Source organism: Stenotrophomonas sp. TWI377 (assembly GCF_039674525.1).
Lineage (GTDB): Bacteria > Pseudomonadota > Gammaproteobacteria > Xanthomonadales > Xanthomonadaceae > Stenotrophomonas.
Map to the genome: position 1 here is coordinate 130,184 of NZ_JBDJNT010000006.1, position 18,033 is coordinate 148,216.

At 68.7% G+C, this 18,033-nt stretch carries 20 protein-coding genes; 18 read left to right on the forward strand and 2 right to left on the reverse strand.

The window, feature by feature from the left end:
• Positions 1-60: 60 nt before the first annotated feature.
• Both ABE546_RS07870 and ABE546_RS07875 read left to right on the forward strand, forming a co-directional pair.
• Complete coding sequence (locus ABE546_RS07870) at positions 61-510, forward strand: PA2169 family four-helix-bundle protein (RefSeq protein WP_019183020.1); 450 nt, start codon at positions 61-63, stop codon at positions 508-510.
• A 201-nt stretch (positions 511-711) separates the two neighbouring features.
• Positions 712-999, forward strand: a complete 288-nt coding sequence (locus tag ABE546_RS07875; RefSeq protein WP_046272599.1) for a hypothetical protein — start codon at positions 712-714, stop codon at positions 997-999.
• 54 nt (positions 1,000-1,053) lie between these two features.
• On the opposite strand, the gene ABE546_RS07880 is transcribed toward ABE546_RS07875, so the two are convergent.
• Entirely contained in the window at positions 1,054-1,542 is a 489-nt protein-coding gene (locus ABE546_RS07880) for a GNAT family N-acetyltransferase (RefSeq protein WP_313211825.1), read from the reverse strand.
• A 103-nt stretch (positions 1,543-1,645) separates the two neighbouring features.
• On the opposite strand from ABE546_RS07880, the gene ABE546_RS07885 reads away from it, so the two are divergent.
• The 6 genes from ABE546_RS07885 (at position 1,646) to thrC (ending at position 8,473) form a co-directional block, all read left to right on the forward strand.
• Positions 1,646-2,335 (forward strand): AraC family transcriptional regulator, encoded by a 690-nt coding sequence (locus ABE546_RS07885; protein ID WP_313218151.1) that lies wholly within the window; start codon positions 1,646-1,648, stop codon positions 2,333-2,335.
• A 67-nt stretch (positions 2,336-2,402) separates the two neighbouring features.
• Positions 2,403-3,350: a DMT family transporter gene (locus ABE546_RS07890; RefSeq protein WP_346463163.1), complete on the forward strand. Its 948-nt coding sequence runs from the start codon at positions 2,403-2,405 to the stop codon at positions 3,348-3,350.
• A gap of 129 nt (positions 3,351-3,479) precedes the next feature.
• The gene (locus ABE546_RS07895; RefSeq protein ID WP_346463165.1) at positions 3,480-3,608 is read left to right on the forward strand and encodes a hypothetical protein; all 129 of its coding nucleotides are present in this window, start codon (positions 3,480-3,482) and stop codon (positions 3,606-3,608) included.
• An 89-nt stretch (positions 3,609-3,697) separates the two neighbouring features.
• Positions 3,698-6,220 (forward strand): bifunctional aspartate kinase/homoserine dehydrogenase I, encoded by a 2,523-nt coding sequence (thrA, locus tag ABE546_RS07900; protein ID WP_346463166.1) that lies wholly within the window; start codon positions 3,698-3,700, stop codon positions 6,218-6,220.
• Positions 6,217-7,149: a homoserine kinase gene (locus ABE546_RS07905; protein ID WP_346463168.1), complete on the forward strand. Its 933-nt coding sequence runs from the start codon at positions 6,217-6,219 to the stop codon at positions 7,147-7,149. The genes thrA and ABE546_RS07905 overlap by 4 nt, the downstream gene beginning before the upstream one ends.
• 31 nt (positions 7,150-7,180) lie before the next feature.
• Entirely contained in the window at positions 7,181-8,473 is a 1,293-nt protein-coding gene (thrC, locus tag ABE546_RS07910; RefSeq protein ID WP_313218157.1) for a threonine synthase, read from the forward strand.
• Between the two features lie 7 nt (positions 8,474-8,480).
• On the opposite strand, the gene ABE546_RS07915 is transcribed toward thrC, so the two are convergent.
• Positions 8,481-9,242, reverse strand: a complete 762-nt coding sequence (locus tag ABE546_RS07915; protein ID WP_019183011.1) for a helix-turn-helix domain-containing protein — start codon at positions 9,240-9,242, stop codon at positions 8,481-8,483.
• 141 nt (positions 9,243-9,383) lie between these two features.
• On the opposite strand from ABE546_RS07915, the gene hisS reads away from it, so the two are divergent.
• The 10 genes from hisS (at position 9,384) to hisF (ending at position 18,033) form a co-directional block, all read left to right on the forward strand.
• Entirely contained in the window at positions 9,384-10,781 is a 1,398-nt protein-coding gene (gene hisS / locus ABE546_RS07920; protein WP_341986726.1) for a histidine--tRNA ligase, read from the forward strand.
• Complete coding sequence (locus tag ABE546_RS07925; RefSeq protein WP_346463170.1) at positions 10,778-11,071, forward strand: hypothetical protein; 294 nt, start codon at positions 10,778-10,780, stop codon at positions 11,069-11,071. Before hisS ends, ABE546_RS07925 begins: the two co-directional genes overlap by 4 nt.
• A 170-nt stretch (positions 11,072-11,241) precedes the next feature.
• Complete coding sequence (locus tag ABE546_RS07930; protein ID WP_070472979.1) at positions 11,242-11,562, forward strand: YerC/YecD family TrpR-related protein; 321 nt, start codon at positions 11,242-11,244, stop codon at positions 11,560-11,562.
• 12 nt (positions 11,563-11,574) lie between these two features.
• On the forward strand, positions 11,575-12,486 hold the full coding sequence (hisG, locus tag ABE546_RS07935) for an ATP phosphoribosyltransferase (protein ID WP_313218164.1): 912 nt from the start codon (positions 11,575-11,577) through the stop codon (positions 12,484-12,486).
• Positions 12,483-13,778, forward strand: coding sequence for a histidinol dehydrogenase (hisD, locus tag ABE546_RS07940; protein ID WP_346463172.1), 1,296 nt, complete (start codon positions 12,483-12,485; stop codon positions 13,776-13,778). The genes hisG and hisD overlap by 4 nt, the downstream gene beginning before the upstream one ends.
• Complete coding sequence (gene hisC, locus ABE546_RS07945) at positions 13,775-14,863, forward strand: histidinol-phosphate transaminase (protein WP_346463174.1); 1,089 nt, start codon at positions 13,775-13,777, stop codon at positions 14,861-14,863. Before hisD ends, hisC begins: the two co-directional genes overlap by 4 nt.
• Positions 14,860-15,933, forward strand: a complete 1,074-nt coding sequence (gene hisB / locus ABE546_RS07950) for a bifunctional histidinol-phosphatase/imidazoleglycerol-phosphate dehydratase HisB (RefSeq protein WP_346463176.1) — start codon at positions 14,860-14,862, stop codon at positions 15,931-15,933. Before hisC ends, hisB begins: the two co-directional genes overlap by 4 nt.
• Positions 15,930-16,532, forward strand: coding sequence for an imidazole glycerol phosphate synthase subunit HisH (gene hisH / locus ABE546_RS07955; RefSeq protein WP_313211798.1), 603 nt, complete (start codon positions 15,930-15,932; stop codon positions 16,530-16,532). Before hisB ends, hisH begins: the two co-directional genes overlap by 4 nt.
• A complete protein-coding gene (hisA, locus tag ABE546_RS07960) occupies positions 16,529-17,263 on the forward strand; it encodes a 1-(5-phosphoribosyl)-5-[(5-phosphoribosylamino)methylideneamino]imidazole-4-carboxamide isomerase (protein ID WP_346463178.1) in 735 nt (244 codons plus the stop codon). The genes hisH and hisA overlap by 4 nt, the downstream gene beginning before the upstream one ends.
• Positions 17,257-18,033, forward strand: coding sequence for an imidazole glycerol phosphate synthase subunit HisF (gene hisF / locus ABE546_RS07965; protein WP_152150670.1), 777 nt, complete (start codon positions 17,257-17,259; stop codon positions 18,031-18,033). The genes hisA and hisF overlap by 7 nt, the downstream gene beginning before the upstream one ends.

Sequence of the window (18,033 nt, forward strand, 5' to 3'; positions counted from 1 at the left end):
AAGTCGACTCACCCCGACAACAACACACGGGCCAAACCGGACCAACAGGAGTACATCGCAGTGAATACCGAATCGAAGACCGCGCATAACTTGAACGACCTGATCGAAATCGCCCGCGATGGCCAGGAGTTCTACACCGAGGCCGCAGGCAAGGTCGAAGATGCCGAGTTGGCGGCGCTCTTCACCCGTATCGCCGGTGTCAAGAATGAGATCGTCCGCTCGCTGAGCGCCACCGTTGTCGCCGCGGGCGGCAAGCCGGCCGACCATGGCACCTTCGTCGGTTCCATGCAGCAGTTCTACGGCAAGGTGCGCGCCACCCTGGGCGACAAGCAGTACGGCTACGTGGCCGAGCTGGAAGAATCCGAAGATCGCCTGCTGAAGGCGTTCAAGGACACCCTGACCGACGCCGATACCTCGCCGGCCGCGCGCCAGGAAGTCCAGCGTCTGCTGCCGCAGGTGCAGGAATGCCATGCCGTCATGCGCGACCGCAAGCACGCCATGAAGCACTGAGTTTCAGACAGGCGGTGCGCTGGCGATTCCCCACGGTCGCCAGTAGTCCGCTCCCTGAAGCGGTACCCGAACAGCCCCGGCCCTGCCGGGGCTGTTCGTTTTTGCCCGACACTCCCCGGTGGCTGCCAGCGCACCGGACGGCCCCGAACGGTAGTGGGGGAATTGGTGCATACTCGGGACAAAGAGCCGCTTGGATTTGTCATGGAACACATGCGTTGGCTGACGCTTCGTCTCAGCAACAATCAATCCATCGGCCCGAAGGTGCTGATGGACCTGTGGGCCAACGCGTGCGAGACCAATCAGTCCTCGGTGACCCGCGAAACGCTGCCCGGGAAATCGACCTCCTACGCCCTGCACGCACCGACCTCGCTGGCCTATCCCAAGCGCGCGGAGCTGCGCATGCGCAAGCTGCTGGAAGAGGCCGGCTACACGTTCACGCTCGGCTCGCTGGCCGACCGCCCGGCACCGCAGCCGGTGCGCTTCCGCTGACGCCGTTCACCGGCGTCGCATTCATTCTTCAACCAAGGTGCCGCAACCGCGCGTTCAGTCGACGCGGTCGGCGGCCACGCTGCGGACCATGATCCGGACCGGCATGCCCGCGGCATGCTGCAGTGATTCCAGCGGTGCCCAGCCCAGCCGGCGATACAGGCCCCCATCATCGGCTTCGGTCTGCAGGTAGAGATCGCGTACGCCAAGCGCGCGACCGCGCACCAGCAATTCTTCGATGACTTTCTCGGCCAGGCCGCGCCCGCGGTGCGCCGGATGGACATAGACGCCGCCCAGCCAATGCAATCGTTCGGGGCGCTCGGTCCGCTCATGGAACTTGAGCTGCGCTGCGGCGACCGGCACCGCGTCATCCAGTGCGATCAGCAGCAGGGGCAACTCGTCGTCCTGCAGGAACACTTCCAGCCGCTGCTGCTGATCGAGCAGGGTCAGGTCCGGCACGTGGCGTCCCCATTCCTGGAAATACCACTCGGCCAGGATCGGCAGCAGGTCGGGGCGGTCACTGAGAGGAACGATGGTGCAGGCCACGGTGAACGCTCCATGTTGGACGGGTCGGCTGCCATGGTACGCGGATGCGCGGGCGTTTCGCCGCCGCTTGCAGCGGCCTTCACCCAGCGCGCAGACTATCCCCATGCACGCCAGCGCCTGCCACCTGCGGTGTTACGGAACGTCCACCGATGTGGACCGGCATGACTTTGCGCAATGGGTGCTGCCGCTGCGCGGCGATCTGGAGGTCGAGGTCGATGCGTTTGGCGGCCGCCTGGATGTGCTGCAGGGGGCCTTCGTGGCGCCCGGCGAGGGACATGCCCAGACCGGCGATGGCGATCATCTGATGGTGATCGTCGATTGCCCGGCGGGGGTGATCGATGACCACACCCTGGAGCACCTGCGCCGGCAGCGTTGGCTGGCACTGCCGAAGGGAGTGCGCCAGCGCCTGGCCGGTGCGCCCGCACACGGCAGTGAGGGTCTGCTCGCGACCCTGCTGCAGCAGTACGCGCCCGCTGGCAGCGCGGCACGCCTGCATGCCCTGTGTACCCGGCTCTCGGCCAACCCCGGCGCGGACTGGAACGTGGCCCGCATGGCCGCGCTGGTCGGCATCAGCGGCAGCCGCCTGCATGCGGCCTTCGTCCAGGAATTCGGGGTGCCTCCCCAGGCATGGCTGAGTGCCTGCCGGTTACGCTGGGCCAAGCACCGGCTGCTCACCAGCAGCGACAGCATCGCCACGATCGCGCTGGATGCCGGCTATTCCGAGCACAGTGCGCTGACCCGAGCCCTGCGCCGGGAAACCGGGCTGACCCCGCAGGCCTTCCGGCGGCAGTAGCCTCGGTCAAGACGTCGCGGTGCGCGGCTTCTACACTGCGCGGCCAATGCATACCGCGTGAGCCGCAATGAAACGATCGATGGGAGTGGGCATCGCCAACGGCATTGCCGCCGGCGCGCTGTGGGGCGTGGTGTTCCTGGCCCCGGCGATGCTGCACAGCTTCAACGCGGTACAGCTCTCCGCCGGCCGTTATCTGGTCTACGGCCTGATTGCCGTCGTTCTGCTTGCGCCGCGCTGGCGGCAGCTCAAGGAGCGGCTGGCCTGGGCCGAGTGGCGGGGTCTGTTGTGGCTGAGCCTGGCCGGCAACCTGGTCTACTTCCTGCTGCTGGCCAATGCCGTGCAATGGGCCGGTGGTGCGGCCGCCTCGCTGATCGTGGGATTGATCCCGGTGGTGGTGACCCTGGCCGGCGTACGCGAGGAAGGCGCGGTGCCACTGCGTCGCCTGGCCCCGGCGCTGCTGCTGTGCCTGCTTGGCGTGGCGCTGGTGGGCTATGAAGCCTTGATGGCCGAACATGCGCAGGGCTCGGCCGGGCGCCGGTTGCTCGGGCTGCTGTGCGCGGTCGGCGCGTTGCTGTCCTGGGCGGTGTACTCCATCGGCAACAGCCGCTGGCTGGCGCGCCGGCCGGATCTGTCCGGGCATGACTGGTCGCTGCTCACCGGCATCACCACCGGCGGGCTCGCCCTGGTGCTGGTGCCCAGTGCGTTTTTGACCAGCGCGACGGTGCATCCGCCGGGCGATTGGCTGAACTTCTGGCTGATCAGCGCGGGCGTGGCGGTGGTCGCCTCGGTGCTCGGCAATGCCTGCTGGAACCGCGCCAGCCGCAACCTGCCACTGACCCTCACCGGGCAGATGATCGTCTTCGAAACCCTGTTCGCCCTGCTGTATGGCTTTGCCTGGCAGCAACGCTGGCCGACGCTGATGGAAACGGTGGCCATCGTCTGCCTGGTGTCGGGCGTGCTGATGTGCGCGCACGCGCATCGGCCCCCTGCGGCGGTGGCGGAGCATGTGGGGTAGGGCAGGCCTTGCCCCGCCTGGATGGTCACAATCGCAACTTGTTGGTCGACGATCGCCGCGATTTACGTGCCGGGATCTTTTGCGGCGCAGCACTTGACAAGCAGGGCGGCGGCGTAGTTTTCTTGATCCATGGTCATCACCGCCGCCCACGCCTACCTGCTCGTTCCCGCCTCCGCGGGCGGCCAGGTCGTGTCGACCGGTACCACCATCATTACCACCGCCACCACTCGCCCGGTGCGGCCCGTCGTCTTCGCGTAATTTCCGAAAACCACGGCCCCGCACCCAGATCAGGTGGCGGGGGAAACTCTCCAACCTGATGTGACGCGGGGCCTCCCATCGAGGTCAGCATGTCTTCTGTCGCCGCTTCCGCTCCACCTTCCGCCCAGCCCGCCGTCTCCGTCGCCGCGCGGGCCGGCGTGACCACCGTGGTCCACAAGTTCGGCGGCACCTCGGTGGCCGATGCCGAGCGCTATCGTCATGTGGCGAAGCTGCTGCTGGCGCGTGAGGAGACGATGCAGGTCACCGTGGTCTCGGCGATGAAGGGCGTTACCGATGCACTGATCGGGGTGGCCACGTTGGCCTCGGAAGACGGCTCGGCCTGGCGCGAACAGTGGCACGCCTTGCGGGCACGTCATCGCGGTGCCGCCGTTGCGTTGCTCGGCGAGCACGCCGGGGCGACGGTGGAGTGGCTGGACCAGCGCTTCGATCAGTTGGCCGAGGTGCTGGGTGCGCTGGCGGTGATCGGCGGCCTGCCCACCGAAGTGCTGGACCGCGTGCAGGGCATGGGCGAGGTGTATTCGGCGCAACTGCTCGGGACGTACCTGCAGACGCTGGGCGAAGACTGCGCGGTGCTGGATGCGCGCGATGTGCTGGTGATCGAGCGCGGTGAACTGGGCGTGGACGTGGACTGGGCGCGCAGCGCCGAGCGCCTGGCCCAGTGGCGCCTGCAGCATCCGCAATCGCGCATCGTGGCCACCGGCTTCGTCGCCCGCGACCGCCAGGACCGCATCACCACGCTGGGCCGCAACGGCAGCGATTACTCCGGGGCGATCTTCGCCGCCTTGTTCAACGCCGACGAGCTGCACATCTGGACCGATGTGGACGGCGTGCTCTCGGCCGACCCGCGGGTGGTGCCCGAGGCGGTCCAGCTCGAAGCGCTAAGCTACGACGAAGCCTGCGAGCTGGCCTACTTCGGCGCCAAAGTGGTGCACCCGCAGACGATGTCGCCGGCGATCGAGCGTGGCCTGCCGATCATCATCCGCAACACCTTCCACCCGGATCATCCAGGCACGCGTATCACTGCCGAGCGCACCGCGTCCGGTCCTATCAAGGGGCTGACCCTGAGCCCGGACCTGGCCGTGATCAACCTGGAAGGCACCGGCCTGATCGGCGTGCCCGGCACGGCCGAGCGCGTCTTCGCGGCGCTGCGCAATGCGCATGTGTCGGTGGTGATGATCTCGCAGGGCTCCTCCGAGCACTCGATCTGCTGCGTGGTGAAGCAGGCCGAGGCGGTGCGGGCGCGCGAATCGCTGCTGCAGGCCTTTGCCCATGAGCTGAGTCTGGGCCAGGTGCAGCGCGTGCAGCTGACCGACAACGTGAGTGTGCTGGCCGCCGTGGGCGATGGCATGGCCGGCCAGCCCGGCGTGGCCGCGCGCCTGTTCGAGTCGCTGGGCCGCGCGCAGGTGAACATCCTGGCGATCGCGCAGGGCTCCTCGGAGCGCAACATCTCGGTGGCGGTCGACAGCCGCCATGCGACCAAGGCGCTGCGCGCGGCGCATGCCGGGTTCTGGCTGTCGCCGCAGACGTTCTCGGTCGGTGTGATCGGCCCGGGCAATGTGGGTGCGGCGCTGCTGGACCAGCTGCAGGCGGCCCAGGTACAGCTGCTCGGCCGCGCCAATGTGGATCTGCGCCTGCGTGCGGTCGCCTCGCGCAGCCGCATGGTCCTGGACGAGCGCGGCCTGAAAGGTGACTGGCGCGCGGCGCTGTCCGGCCCGGCGCAGCCGAGCGATCTGGACGCATTCACCGAACACCTGCTCTCCGCCCATCTGCCGCACGCCCTGATCATCGATTGCAGCGGCAGCGCCGACGTGGCCGACCGCTATGCCGGCTGGCTGGCCGCAGGCATCCACGTGGTCACCCCGAACAAACAGGCCGGTGCCGGCCCGCTGGAGCGCTATCACGCGATCCGCGAGGCAGCGGCTGGCAGTGGCGCGCGCTTCCGCTACGAAGCCACGGTCGGTGCGGGCCTGCCGGTGATCACCACGCTGCGCGACCTGGTCGACACCGGCGATGAGGTGCTGGCGATCGACGGTATTTTCTCCGGCACGCTGGCGTGGCTGTTCAACAAATACGACGGCCAGGTGCCGTTCTCCGCGCTGGTCAGCCAGGCGCGTGGCATGGGCTATACCGAGCCGGACCCGCGCGATGATCTTTCCGGCGTGGATGTCGCGCGCAAGCTGGTGATCCTGGCGCGTGAGGCGGGCCGTGAGCTCAGCCTGGCGCAGGTGCGCGTGGAAAGCCTGGTGCCCGAAGCACTGCGCCAGGCCAGCGTGGACGACTTCATGGCGGGCCTGCCGCAGATGGATGTGGTGTTCGCCGAGCGCCTGGCAGTCGCCAAAGCGGACGGTGCGGTGCTGCGCTATGTGGCGCGCCTCACGCCGGACGGGGCTGAGGTCGGCCTGGTCGCGCTGCCGGCCGGGCATGCCTTCGCGAACCTGCGCCTGACCGACAACGTGGTGCAGTTCACCACGCGCCGCTACTGCGACAATCCGCTGGTGGTGCAGGGCCCGGGCGCCGGGCCGGAGGTGACCGCCGCCGGCGTGTTCGCCGATGTGCTGCGCGTGGCGGTGGGCGAAGGAGCACGTCTGTGAGTGAGGGCAGGAGGACGGAAGCACGCGCGTTTGCGCCGGCCTCGGTCGGCAACGTGGGGGTCGGGTTCGACATCCTTGGGCACGCCATCGAGGGCGTTGGCGATACTGTGACAGTGCGGTGGATCGACGAGCCCGTGGTTCGCATCCACGCGATCCGCGGCACCACGGTGGATCTGCCACGGGTGGCCGAGGACAACACCGCCGGTGCGGCGTTGATTGCGCTGCGTGCCGCGCTGGATCTGCCGTTCGGCTTCGAGGTGGAGATCGACAAGGGCATCGCGCTGGGCTCGGGCATGGGCGGTTCGGCCGCGTCGTGTGTGGCCGCGCTGGTCGCGGCCAATGCGCTGTTGCCGCAGCCGTTGTCGCGCGAAGCGCTGTATCCGTTCGCGCTGACCGGCGAGGCGGTGGCCAGTGGTGGCCGCCATGGCGACAACCTCGGGCCGATGCTGCTGGGCGGGCTGGTACTGAGCACGGCGGACCGGCTGGTACCGGTGCCGGTTCCGGCGGCGTGGCACAGCCTGCTGGTGCATCCGAACGCGGTGCTGGAGACGCGCCGCGCGCGCGCCGCGCTGCAGGGGCATTACGCGTTGGGCGAGTTCGTCGCGCAGAGCGCGAATCTGGCGCTGGTGCTCAGTGGCTGCTTCACCTCCGATGCCGCACTGGTCCGTGCCGGCCTGCGTGACGTGCTGGTCGAGCCGCGTCGGGCCGGTCTGATCGCCGGGTTTGCGGCGGCCCGCGATGCTGCGTTGAATGCCGGGGCGATGGGCGCCAGCATCTCCGGTGCGGGGCCGAGCGTGTTTGCCTGGTTCGAGCAGCGCGATGCCGCGCTTGCCGCGCAGGCGGCAGTCCAGCAGGCGTTCGCGGACGCGGGCTTCGACAGCCAAGGCTGGGTGTCACCCTTGAATGCGCCCGCCGCGCGCGTGCTGTGACACGTCCACTCTTTCTACTTTGGGATATCCGATGAAGTTCGTTTCCACGCGTCACGCCGCGCCCGCCGCCTCGCTCAGCCAGGCGCTCGCCGCCGGCCTTGCCCCGGATGGTGGTCTGTACGTTCCCGAACACCGCCCGCAACTGCAGAGCTGGTCAGCGCAGGGTTCCTTCGCGCAGACCGCCGCGGCGGTGCTGGCCCCGTATTTCCATGACGATGCCCTGGAGAGAGCACTGCCCGAACTGTGCGAGCAGGCCTTCGATTTCGATGCGCCACTGCGCCCCCTGGCGACCGCTGATGATCATGTGCTGGAGTTGTTCCATGGCCCGACGGCGGCGTTCAAGGATTTCGGTGCGCGCTTTCTCGCGGCGTGTCTTGCCCGCCTGCAGCAGGGCCGTGAGCGACCGTTGACGATCGTGGTGGCGACCTCGGGCGATACCGGGGCGGCCGTTGCCGCGGCCTTTCATCGGCAGCCGGGGATCCGCGTCGTGGTGCTGTACCCGGATGGCCGCGTCTCGCCGCGCCAGGCGCATCAGCTGGGGTGCTTCGGCGACAACATCCACACACTGCGCGTCGCCGGGTCGTTCGACGATTGCCAGGCGATGGTGAAACAGGCGCTGGGCGATCGCGAGCTGCAGCACGCGGTGCCGTTGAGCTCGGCCAACAGCATCAGCCTGGGCCGCTGGCTGCCGCAGATGAGCTATTACGCCCATGCGGCCCTGGTGCATCAGGCGCAGACCGGCCACGTGCTCAATCTGGTGATTCCGACCGGCAACCTGGGCAATGCGATGGCGGCGATCCTGGCGCGGGCGATGGGCCTGCCGCTGGGGCAGATCGCGCTGGCGACCAATGCCAATGAGGTGTTGCCGCGCTATTTCCATGGCGAGGCCTACCAGGCACAAACCAGCGTGGCGACGATTGCCAACGCGATGGACGTGGGGGCGCCCAGCAATTTCGAGCGGCTGCGCTGGCTCTACAACGACGATGACGTGGCACTGCGGGGCGCGTTCACGGCCGAGGCCGTGGATGATGCGGCGATCCGCGAAGTGATCAAGCGGCGCCATGACCTGCATGGCGAGGTGTTCTGCCCGCATACGGCGACGGCGGTGGCGCGCCTGGAGCACCTGCGGGCCGCGGGCGCACAGGGGCATTGGGCGGTGGCGGCGACTGCGCACCCGGCCAAGTTCGAATCGGTGGTGGAGCCGTTGATCGGGCAGGTGCTGGACGTGCCGCCGGCCTTGGCCGCGCTGCTGGAGCGGCCCGCGCAGGCCGAAGCGTGCGCACCGGAGTATGGGGCGCTGCGTGAGGTGCTGTTGCGCGGGTGAGGCGGGGTCAGTACGACTCGTCGGCCGACAGCTTCTGCAGGCCGGCTTCGTCCAGGATCTCGACGGTGTTCAGATGGGGCAGGGCGATCAGGCCCTGCTGGCGCAGCTTGGTGAAGGTGCGGCTGACGGTTTCCATGGTCAGGCCGAGATGGTCGGCGATGTCGCCGCGGCCCATCGGCAGGGTCACGCGCAGGCCCGGCTCACCGAGCAGCGCTTCGCGCGCGGCCAGGCGCAGCAGGAAATCGGCGACCTTCTCGGCCGGCTGCAGCCGGCCCAGCGCCATGGCGGCATCCTGCGCGGCATCCAGCTCCTGGCAGGCGCGTTGCAGCAGCTTGCGCTCCAGGTGCGGGAAGCGCGAGCGCAGGTCCTTCATCTGCGGCAGGGCCACGCGGCAGACCCGGCTGTCGGCGATGGCCTCGATGTCATAGCGGTGGTGATCGCTGCCGCTCAAGCCCAGGAAGTCGCCGGGCAGTACGAAGCCGCTGATCTGGCGGCGGCCATCGGCCAGCGTGCGGACCAGGCGCAGCGCACCGGCGGTAATCGTATAGACATGTTGGCGCGGCTCACCCGCACGGGCCAGGGTGGACCCCAGCGGCAGTGCCTGGGACACGGTGACCCGCTCCAGCGCCTGCACTTCATCCGGCGACAGCGCCGAGCAGACCGCCAGGTGCCGTACCGAGCAATGCAGGCAGTCGCGCAGCGGCGAGCAACCGGGGGCGGCGGGGTCTTCAACAGCGGAAAGCGCGGTACCGGAGTGGGGCCGGGTCATGTCAGGTCAGCAAGCGGGACCTGCCTATGATACGTCATGCCGCCATTGGCCCGGTCCCGATGCCCGGATGCGGCTCGTTGCGCTGGCTGCGGCTAGAATATGCCGCTCGCTCATCCCCCCGTTTCCGCAGGAGTCCCGCAAGTGATCAAGCCCCGTACGCCGCCCGGCATCATGGAATTGCTGCCGCGCGAGCAGATCGCGTTCCAGCGCATGCTGGACGTCATCCGCCGCAACTACGAGCGGTTCGGGTTCCTGCCGGTGGAAACCCCGGTGTTCGAGCTGTCCGATGTGCTGTTGACCAAGTCCGGCGGTGAAACCGAGCGCCAGGTGTATTTCGTGCAGTCCACCGGCGCATTGGCAAACGCGGCCGAAGCCGGCGACAAAACGCTGCCCGAGCTGGCCCTGCGCTTCGACCTGACCGTGCCGCTGGCGCGCTACGTGGCCGAGCACGAGCACGACCTGACCTTCCCGTTCCGTCGTTACCAGATGCAGCGCGTGTACCGCGGCGAGCGTGCCCAGCGCGGTCGCTTCCGCGAGTTCTACCAGTGCGACATCGATGTGATCGGCAAGGACGCGCTGAGCATCCGCTATGACGCCGAAGTCCTGGCGGTGATCCATGCGGTCTTCGCCGAGCTCAGCATCGGCGCCTTTAGTATCCAGCTCAACAACCGCAAGCTGCTGCGCGGCTTCTTTGAAAGCCTGGGCGTGGCTGATGGCGAGCGCCAGCTGGCGGTGCTGCGCGAAGTGGACAAGCTGGACAAGCGCGGCCCCGACTACGTGCGCGAGACGCTGGTGGGCGAAGGCTTTGAGATCCCGGCCGAGCAGGTCGAGCGGATCCTGGCCTTCGTGGCGGTCCGCTCCAGCAGCCACGCCGACGCGTTGGCGCAGCTGGACGCGCTGCTGGCCGATCCGGCTGCCAGCGAGACGCTGAAGGTGGGCGTGGCCGAACTGCGCGAAGTGCTGGAGCTGGTCAAGGCGCTGGGCGTGCCGGAAACCGCGTACTGCCTGAATTTCTCCATCGCGCGCGGCCTGGATTACTACACCGGCACCGTGTACGAAACCACGCTGACCGACCACCCGCAGATCGGCTCGATCTGCTCCGGTGGCCGTTACGAAGACCTGGCCAGCCACTACAGCAAGTCCAAGCTGCCGGGCGTGGGCATTTCTATCGGCCTGACCCGTCTGTTCTGGCAGCTGCGCGAAGCCGGCCTGATCGCCGGGATTGAAGACAGCAGCGTCCACGCGCTGGTGGCGCTGATGGACGACGCCAGCCTGCCGCAGTCGCTGGATATCGCCCGCCGCCTGCGCGCCGGTGGCATCAACGCCGAAGTGCAGATGGAGCCGAAGAAGATCGGCAAACAGTTCCAGTACGCGGCCAAGGCCGGCATTCGTTTCGTCGTGTTGGCCGGTGACGATGAGCTGGCGCGTGGCGTGGTCGCGGTCAAGGATCTGCTGCGCGAGCAGCAGTTCGAGGTCTCGCGCGAGGAACTGGCCAGCACCCTGCAGGTGGAACTGGAGCAGGCCAAGGTCATGCCGTGAGGCGGCTGGGGGCGGCGGCAACGCTGCTGCTCCTGCTGACCGCGTGCCGGACCGATCCTGCGCTGCATGGCCAGCGGATCGGTCCGGGCCAGTACCGGCTGACGGTCGACCGCTGCCACGTGATCGACCGGGAGCAGTTGCAGCGTGACCTGCGCGGATGGGCCGGGAAGAAGTGCCCGGACGGGGCAGGGGAGCTGCAGGCCGTCCAGTCCATCCCGAGCCGCCAGGGCAGCCTGTTCGGCGAGTGCCTGCGCAGCGGCGCCCTCCGCGCCGAGGTAACGTGCCGGTAGGTACCGACCGTTGGTCGGTACGCCGTTGAACGCCCGATACCCAAAACAAACGCCCGCTCCGCGGGCGTTTTTCGTTCCCGCCCCTGAACCAACCTGATCCGAGCAGCCACCCGGTTTGACCCTGGAGCTTCGTTTGCGCTAATGTAATAGCACGCTATTACATTGATACGATGAAGCTACGCCCCGCCCCCCGAGAAAAAGACGCCCAGGCCGATCTGGCCTGCCTGGCTGCGGCCTTCGCCGCGCTGTCCAGCGCCGAACAGGTCACCGCGTTCCTGCGCGACCTGTGCACCCCGGCCGAGCTGGAGGCGCTGTCGGACCGCTGGAAGGTGGTGCCGCTGCTGCAGCAGGGCGTGCCGTATCGCGAAATCCACGAACTGACCGGCGTCAGCGTGACCACCACCGGGCGCGTGGCGCGTTCGCTGGAGCATGGCCACGGCGGCTATGCCGCCGCCATTGCCGCCACGCCGTCCTCCCCCGAATCCGAGTAAGTGAGCCTCCCCATGAGTGCAACCCAGACCGCCCCGGCACGTGACCGGCTGCGTATCGCCATCCAGAAGAACGGGCGGCTGGCCGAGCCCGCCCGCAGCCTGCTGACCGCCTGCGGGCTGAGCTGGCGGCAGAGCCGCGACAAGCTGTTCTGCTACGGCGAGTCGCTGCCGGTGGACCTGCTGCTGGTCCGCGATGACGACATCCCCGGCCTGATCGCCGATGGCGTCTGCGATTTCGGCATCGTCGGCCGCAACGAGCTGGACGAGCAGGGCGCCGCCCGCCGCCGGACCGGCCTGCCGGATGCCTACCAGGCGCTGCGCGGGCTGAACTTCGGCCAGTGCCGGCTGATGCTGGCGGTGCCGGAGGAGTGGGAATGGACGGGCGTGGAGCAGCTGGCCGGCAAGCGCATCGCCACCAGCTACCCCGCGATCCTGGCCGACTGGCTGGCCGCGCGCGGCGTGGATGCCCAGGTGGTCGAGCTGTCGGGTTCGGTCGAAATCGCCCCGCGCCTGGGCACCGCCGACCTGATCTGCGATCTGGTTTCCAGCGGCGCCACCCTGGCCGCCAACCAGCTCAAGCCGGTCGAAACCCTGCTGGAAAGCGAGGCGGTGCTGGCCGGCCCGGTCCGCACGCCCGATGACGCCCGCGCCGGTCTGATGGCGATGCTGCTGCGTCGCCTCGATGGCGTGGTGAACGTGCAGGACAGCAAGCTGCTGATGTTCCGCGCCGCGCTGGACCGGGTCTCCGAGTTGACCCGCCTGCTGCCCGACGCCGATCCGCTGGTGCAGTTGCCCGATGACGGCGGCCACCTGCGTTTGCAGACCATGTGCCACGGTGCGTTGACCTGGCAGCGGTTGGAGGACCTGGAGCGCGCGGGCGCGCAGGGCTTGATGGTATTGAGTGTGGAGCGGTCGCTGGCATGAATCGTTTGACGTGGTCCCAATTGGATGCCGGCGCCCAGGCGCAGGCGCTGCAACGCCCGGTCCAGGCCGTGGCGGCGCGCACCCGTGAGTCCGTTGCCGCGTTGATCGCGGCAGTGCGCCAGGGCGGTGATGCCGCACTGCGTGAGATCACCCTGCGCTTCGACGGCGTGGCACCGGCGACCTTCGAGGTCAGCGAGGCGGAGTTCGCCGCCGCCGAGCAGGCCGTCTCCGCCGAGCTGCGCCAGGCGATGATCGATGCGGCAGCGCGCATCCGTACCTTCCACCAGGCTGGCATGACCCAGGGCTATGCGGTCGAGACCGCGCCCGGCGTGCGTTGCGAACGCGTGGTGCGGCCGATCAGTCGGGTGGGTCTGTATGTGCCGGCCGGCAGCGCGCCGTTGCCGTCCACCGCGCTGATGCTGGGGGTGCCCGCACAGCTGGCCGGCTGCCGGGAAGTCGTGTTGTGCACGCCGCCACGCAAGGACGGCAGTGCCGATCCGGCCGTGCTGGTGGCCGCACGCCTGACCGGCGTGCACCGCGTGTTCAAGCTGGGCGGCGCCCAGGCGATCGCGGCGATGGCGTATGGCACTGACAGCGTGCCGGCGTGCGACAAGCTCTATGGCCCGGGCAATAGTTACGTGACCGAAGCCAAGCAGCAGGTTGCCCAGGACGGTGCCGCGGCGATCGACATGCCGGCCGGGCCGTCCGAAGTGCTGGTGATTGCCGATGCCGGTGCCACGCCGGCGTTCGTCGCCGCCGATCTGCTCTCGCAGGCCGAGCACGGCCCGGATTCGCAGGTACTGCTGCTGACCGACGACGCGGCGATGGTGGACCGGGTCGAGGCGGCGGTTGAAGCGCAGCTGGCGCAGCTGTCGCGTGCGGAAATCGCCGCGCAGGCGCTGGCGTCCTCGCGCCTGATCCTGGTCGATTCGCTGGACGACGCCTTCGCGATAAGCAACCGGTATGCGCCGGAGCACCTGATCCTGGCGCTGCGCGAGCCGCGCGCGTGGTTGGACAAGGTGGACGCGGCCGGGTCGGTGTTCCTGGGGGACTACACCCCCGAAGCGCTCGGCGATTACTGCAGTGGCACCAACCACGTGCTGCCGACCGCCGGCGCTGCCCGCGCCTACAGCGGCGTCAGCGTGGCCAGCTTCCAGAACCTGATCAGCGTGCAGTCGGCCACGGCCGCTGGCATCGCGGCGATCGGCGAGTGTGCCCGCGTGCTGGCACGCGCCGAAGGCCTGGACGCCCACGAGAACGCGGTGACCCTGCGCATGGAGGCGGCCGCATGAGCACTGCCTCCATCCTGTCCCTGGCCCGTGCCGACCTGCAGGCGTTTGCCGGCTATTCCTCGGCGCGCAGCAGTGCGCTGGTCGGCGATGTCTGGCTCAACGCGAATGAATCGGCCTGGGCCAATCCGGCCGACGTCGGGGGGAGCGCGCGCCGTTATCCCGACCCGCAGCCAGCGGCGCTGCGTGATCGCCTGGCCGAGCTGTACGGCTGCTCGTCCGAACAACTGCTGATCGGCCGCGGCAGCGACGAGGCCATCGATCTGCTGGTACGCGCGCTGTGCGAGCCGGGCCGCGATGCGGTGGTGACCACGCCGCCGGTGTTCGGCATGTATGCCGTCTGCGCGCGCCTGCAGAACGCGCCGTTGATCGAGGTGCCGCTGGTCGATCAGGGCGATGCGCTGGTCGCCGATATCGATGCCGTCATTGCCGCGGCGCTGTCGGGCAACGCCAAGCTGGTGTTCCTGTGCTCGCCGTCCAATCCCGCGGGCAGCGTGATCACCCTGGCCGAGATCGAGCGGGTGGCCACGGCATTGCAGGGCAGGGCGCTGGTGGTGGTGGATGAGGCCTACGGGGAGTACGCCGAGCAGCCGTCCGCGACCACGCTGTTGAGCCGTTACGAGAACATCGCCGTGCTGCGCACGCTGTCCAAGGCGCATGCGCTGGCGGCCGCCCGCATTGGCAGCCTGATCGCCGATGCCGCGCTGATCCAGCTGCTGCGCCGCTGCCAGGCGCCATACCCGGTGCCCGCGCCCTGTGCCGAGTTGGCATTGGCCGGTCTCGGCGCCGAGAGCCTGGCCGTGACCACCCGGCGCATCGCGCAGATCAAAGCCGAACGTACCCGCCTGCAGTCCGGCCTGGCCGCGCTGCCCGGTGTGGTGCGTGTCTATCCCTCGCAGGGCAACTACCTGCTGGTCCGTTTTGCCGACGCCCAAGGCGCGTTTGATGCGCTGCTCGCGGCCGGCGTGGTGGTGCGTGACCAGCGTGCCGCGCCGCAGCTGGGCGATGCACTGCGCATCACCCTCGGCAGTCCGGAACAGAACGACCGCGTACTCGCCGCCCTGATGGCCCGGAGGGCTGCCGCATGACCCCGATTCTGTTCGTCGACCGCGACGGCACCCTGATCGAAGAGCCCGCCGATTTCCAGATCGACGCCTACGAGAAGCTGCGCTTCGTGCGCGATGTGATCCCGGCGATGCTCAAGCTGCGCGATGCGGGCTATCAGTTCGTGATCGTCAGCAACCAGGATGGCCTGGGCAGCGAAGGCTATCCGCAGGCCAGCTTCGATGGCCCCAACGACCTGATGCTGCAGATCTTCGCCAGCCAGGGCATCACCTTCCGTGACGTACTGATCGACGGCACCTGGCCGCAGGACAACGCACCGACCCGCAAGCCGGGCATCGGCCTGATGCTGCCGTATCTGCAGGACCGCAGCATCGACTGGGCACGCTCGGCGATGGTGGGCGACCGCCTGACCGATATCCAGTTCGCCGAGAACATGAAGATCCGCGGTTTCCAGCTGCGCACCGAGCAGTTCGGCGGCGACTGGGACTGGACCTCGATCGCGCATGAGCTGGCCGATGCGCCTCGCCGCGCCACCGTGCAGCGCAATACCAAAGAAACGAAGATCCGGGTTGACGTCGATCTGGACCGCACCGCCGAGCCGCAGACCCACACTGGGCTGCCGTTCTTCGATCACATGCTGGAGCAGATCGGCAAGCACGGCGGCTTCGCACTGAGTGTGCAGGCCGAGGGCGACCTGCACATCGATGAGCACCACACCATTGAAGACACCGGCCTGGCGCTGGGCCAGGCCCTGCGCGAGGCACTCGGCGACAAGCGTGGCATCAGCCGTTACGGCTTCACCCTGCCGATGGACGAGACCCTGGCCAGTGCCGCGCTGGATTTCAGCGGCCGCCCGTATTTCGTGTTCGAAGGCGAGTTCAAGCGCGAGCGCGTGGGTGACATGCCGACCGAGCTGGTGCCGCACTTCTTCCGCTCGCTGTGCGATGCGGCCGGGTTGAATCTGCACCTGAGCGTGCGCGGCGACAACGACCACCACAAGGTCGAGGCCTGCTTCAAGGCGCTGGCGCGCGCGCTGCGCCAGGCCTTGCCGCGGCAGGGCACCGCGCTGCCGAGCACCAAGGGGGCACTGTGACCGAGGTTGCGCTGATCGATGCGGGTGGGGCCAACCTCGGTTCGGTCCGCTATGCGCTGGAACGGCTGGGCGTGCAGGTGCGGCTGGTGCGCGATGCGCAGGGGCTCGAAGGTGTCTCGCGGGTGATCCTGCCTGGCGTCGGCGCGGCCCCGCACGGCATGGCGCGTCTGCATGCGCAGGGTCTGGTGCAGCCGCTGCGCGAGCTGCAGGTACCGCTGCTTGGGATCTGCCTGGGCATGCAACTGCTGTTCGATGGCTCTGAAGAAGGCCATGTCGAATGCCTGGGCCTGTTGCCCGGGGTCGTTCGCCACCTGCGTCCTGCCACCGGCATCCGTGTGCCGCACATGGGCTGGAACCGGCTGCTGCCCCTGCGCGCGTCGCCGCTGCTGGCGGGCGTGCCGGCCCGGGCCAGCGCGTACTTCGTCCACAGCTACGCCGCCCCCCTGGGCGAAGACACCGTGGCGGCGTGCGATCACGGCGGGCTGTTCGCGGCCGTCGTGCAGCGCGGCCGGCACAGTGGCGCCCAGTTCCACCCGGAGCGCTCGGCCGATACCGGCGCGCGCATCCTGCGCAATTTCATCGAGAACGAACCGACATGAGTTTCATCGTCTATCCCGCCCTGGATATCCGCGAAGGCCGCGTGGTACGGCTGCTGCAGGGTGACTACGCGCAACAGACCACCTACGGCGATGACCCGCTGCCGCGCGCGCAGGCCTTTGCCGCGGCGGGCGCGGGCTGGATGCACCTGGTGGATCTGGATGCGGCCCGTGCCGGTGGTTACACGCTGGCACCGCTGCTCTCCTCGATCGCGTCGCAGACCGGCCTGAAGGTGCAGACCGGCGGCGGTGTGCGCTCGCGCGATGACGTCGCGCGCATCCTTGACGCCGGTGCCACCCGCGTGGTGGTCGGCTCGGTGTCGGTGCGGGAACCGGCGACGGTGATCGGCTGGCTGCGCGAGTTCGGCCCGGACCGGCTGACCATCGCGCTTGACGCGCGCCAGGCCGAGGATGGCCGCTGGCTGCTGCCGGTGCATGGCTGGACCGAGACCGCCGAGGACACGCTGGACGTGTTGGCCCAGCGCTACGCCGAGGCCGGCATGCAGCACCTGCTGTGCACGGATATCGCGCGCGACGGCATGCTGTCCGGGCCGAACATCGATCTCTACCAGCATCTGGCCACACTGCTTCCCGGCGTGGCGGTGCAGGCCTCTGGCGGCGTGCGTGATGCCGACGATGTCGCCCAGGCCAAGGCGGTCGGCTGCGGCGGGGCGATCCTCGGCAAGGCATTGCTGGAGGGGCGCATGTCCCTGGAAGGAGCGCTGGCATGTTGAGCCGCCGCCTGATTCCGTGCCTGGATGTGCGCGATGGTCGCGTGGTCAAGGGCGTGCGCTTCCGCGATCACGTGGACATGGGCGATATCGCCGAGCTGGCGATGCGTTACCGCGACCAGGGCGCCGATGAACTCGTGTTCTACGACATCGGCGCCAGCCCGGAAGGGCGCGCGGTGGACGTGGCCTGGATCGAGCGCATCGCGCGCCTGATCGACATTCCGTTCTGCGTGGCCGGCGGCATCAGCGATGTGGAGACCGCACGGCGCGTACTGCATGCCGGCGCCGACAAAATCTCGATCAACTCGCCGGCCCTCGGTCGGCCCGAGCTGATCGAGGAGCTGGCCGATGCCTTCGGCGTCCAGTGCGTGGTGGTCGGTATCGATTCGGTGCGCGAGGCGGACGGCGAATGGCGGGTGCGCCGCTTCAGCGGCGATCCAGACAAGACCCAGGCGGTGGCGGTCCGTACCCTGGACTGGGTGGTGGAGGCACAGCGCCGGGGGGCCGGCGAGATCGTGCTCAACTGCATGGACAGCGATGGCGTGCGTCGCGGCTATGACGTGGCCCAGCTGCGCCAGGCCCGTGCGCTGTGCCAGGTGCCGCTGATCGCCTCCGGCGGCGCGGGCGAGATGCAGCACTTCGCCGATGTGTTCGACCAGGCCGACGTTGACGGCGCATTGGCCGCCAGCGTGTTCCACAGTGGGGCCATCGCCATTCCCGCGCTCAAACAGTTCCTGCGCGAGCAGCAGATCGAGGTTCGAGATGTCTATTGA

Coding starts and splice junctions, on each gene's coding strand:
- ABE546_RS07890 (WP_346463163.1), top strand. CDS start 2,403: ATGAAACGATCGATGGGAGTGGGCATCGCCAACGGCATTGCCGCCGGC.
- hisD (WP_346463172.1), top strand. CDS start 12,483: ATGAATCGTTTGACGTGGTCCCAATTGGATGCCGGCGCCCAGGCGCAG.
- hisB (WP_346463176.1), top strand. CDS start 14,860: ATGACCCCGATTCTGTTCGTCGACCGCGACGGCACCCTGATCGAAGAG.
- hisG (WP_313218164.1), top strand. CDS start 11,575: ATGAGTGCAACCCAGACCGCCCCGGCACGTGACCGGCTGCGTATCGCC.
- ABE546_RS07930 (WP_070472979.1), top strand. CDS start 11,242: ATGAAGCTACGCCCCGCCCCCCGAGAAAAAGACGCCCAGGCCGATCTG.
- thrC (WP_313218157.1), top strand. CDS start 7,181: ATGAAGTTCGTTTCCACGCGTCACGCCGCGCCCGCCGCCTCGCTCAGC.
- ABE546_RS07885 (WP_313218151.1), top strand. CDS start 1,646: ATGCACGCCAGCGCCTGCCACCTGCGGTGTTACGGAACGTCCACCGAT.
- ABE546_RS07875 (WP_046272599.1), top strand. CDS start 712: ATGGAACACATGCGTTGGCTGACGCTTCGTCTCAGCAACAATCAATCC.
- thrA (WP_346463166.1), top strand. CDS start 3,698: ATGTCTTCTGTCGCCGCTTCCGCTCCACCTTCCGCCCAGCCCGCCGTC.
- hisC (WP_346463174.1), top strand. CDS start 13,775: ATGAGCACTGCCTCCATCCTGTCCCTGGCCCGTGCCGACCTGCAGGCG.
- hisA (WP_346463178.1), top strand. CDS start 16,529: ATGAGTTTCATCGTCTATCCCGCCCTGGATATCCGCGAAGGCCGCGTG.
- hisF (WP_152150670.1), top strand. CDS start 17,257: ATGTTGAGCCGCCGCCTGATTCCGTGCCTGGATGTGCGCGATGGTCGC.
- ABE546_RS07915 (WP_019183011.1), bottom strand. CDS start 9,242: ATGACCCGGCCCCACTCCGGTACCGCGCTTTCCGCTGTTGAAGACCCC.
- ABE546_RS07895 (WP_346463165.1), top strand. CDS start 3,480: ATGGTCATCACCGCCGCCCACGCCTACCTGCTCGTTCCCGCCTCCGCG.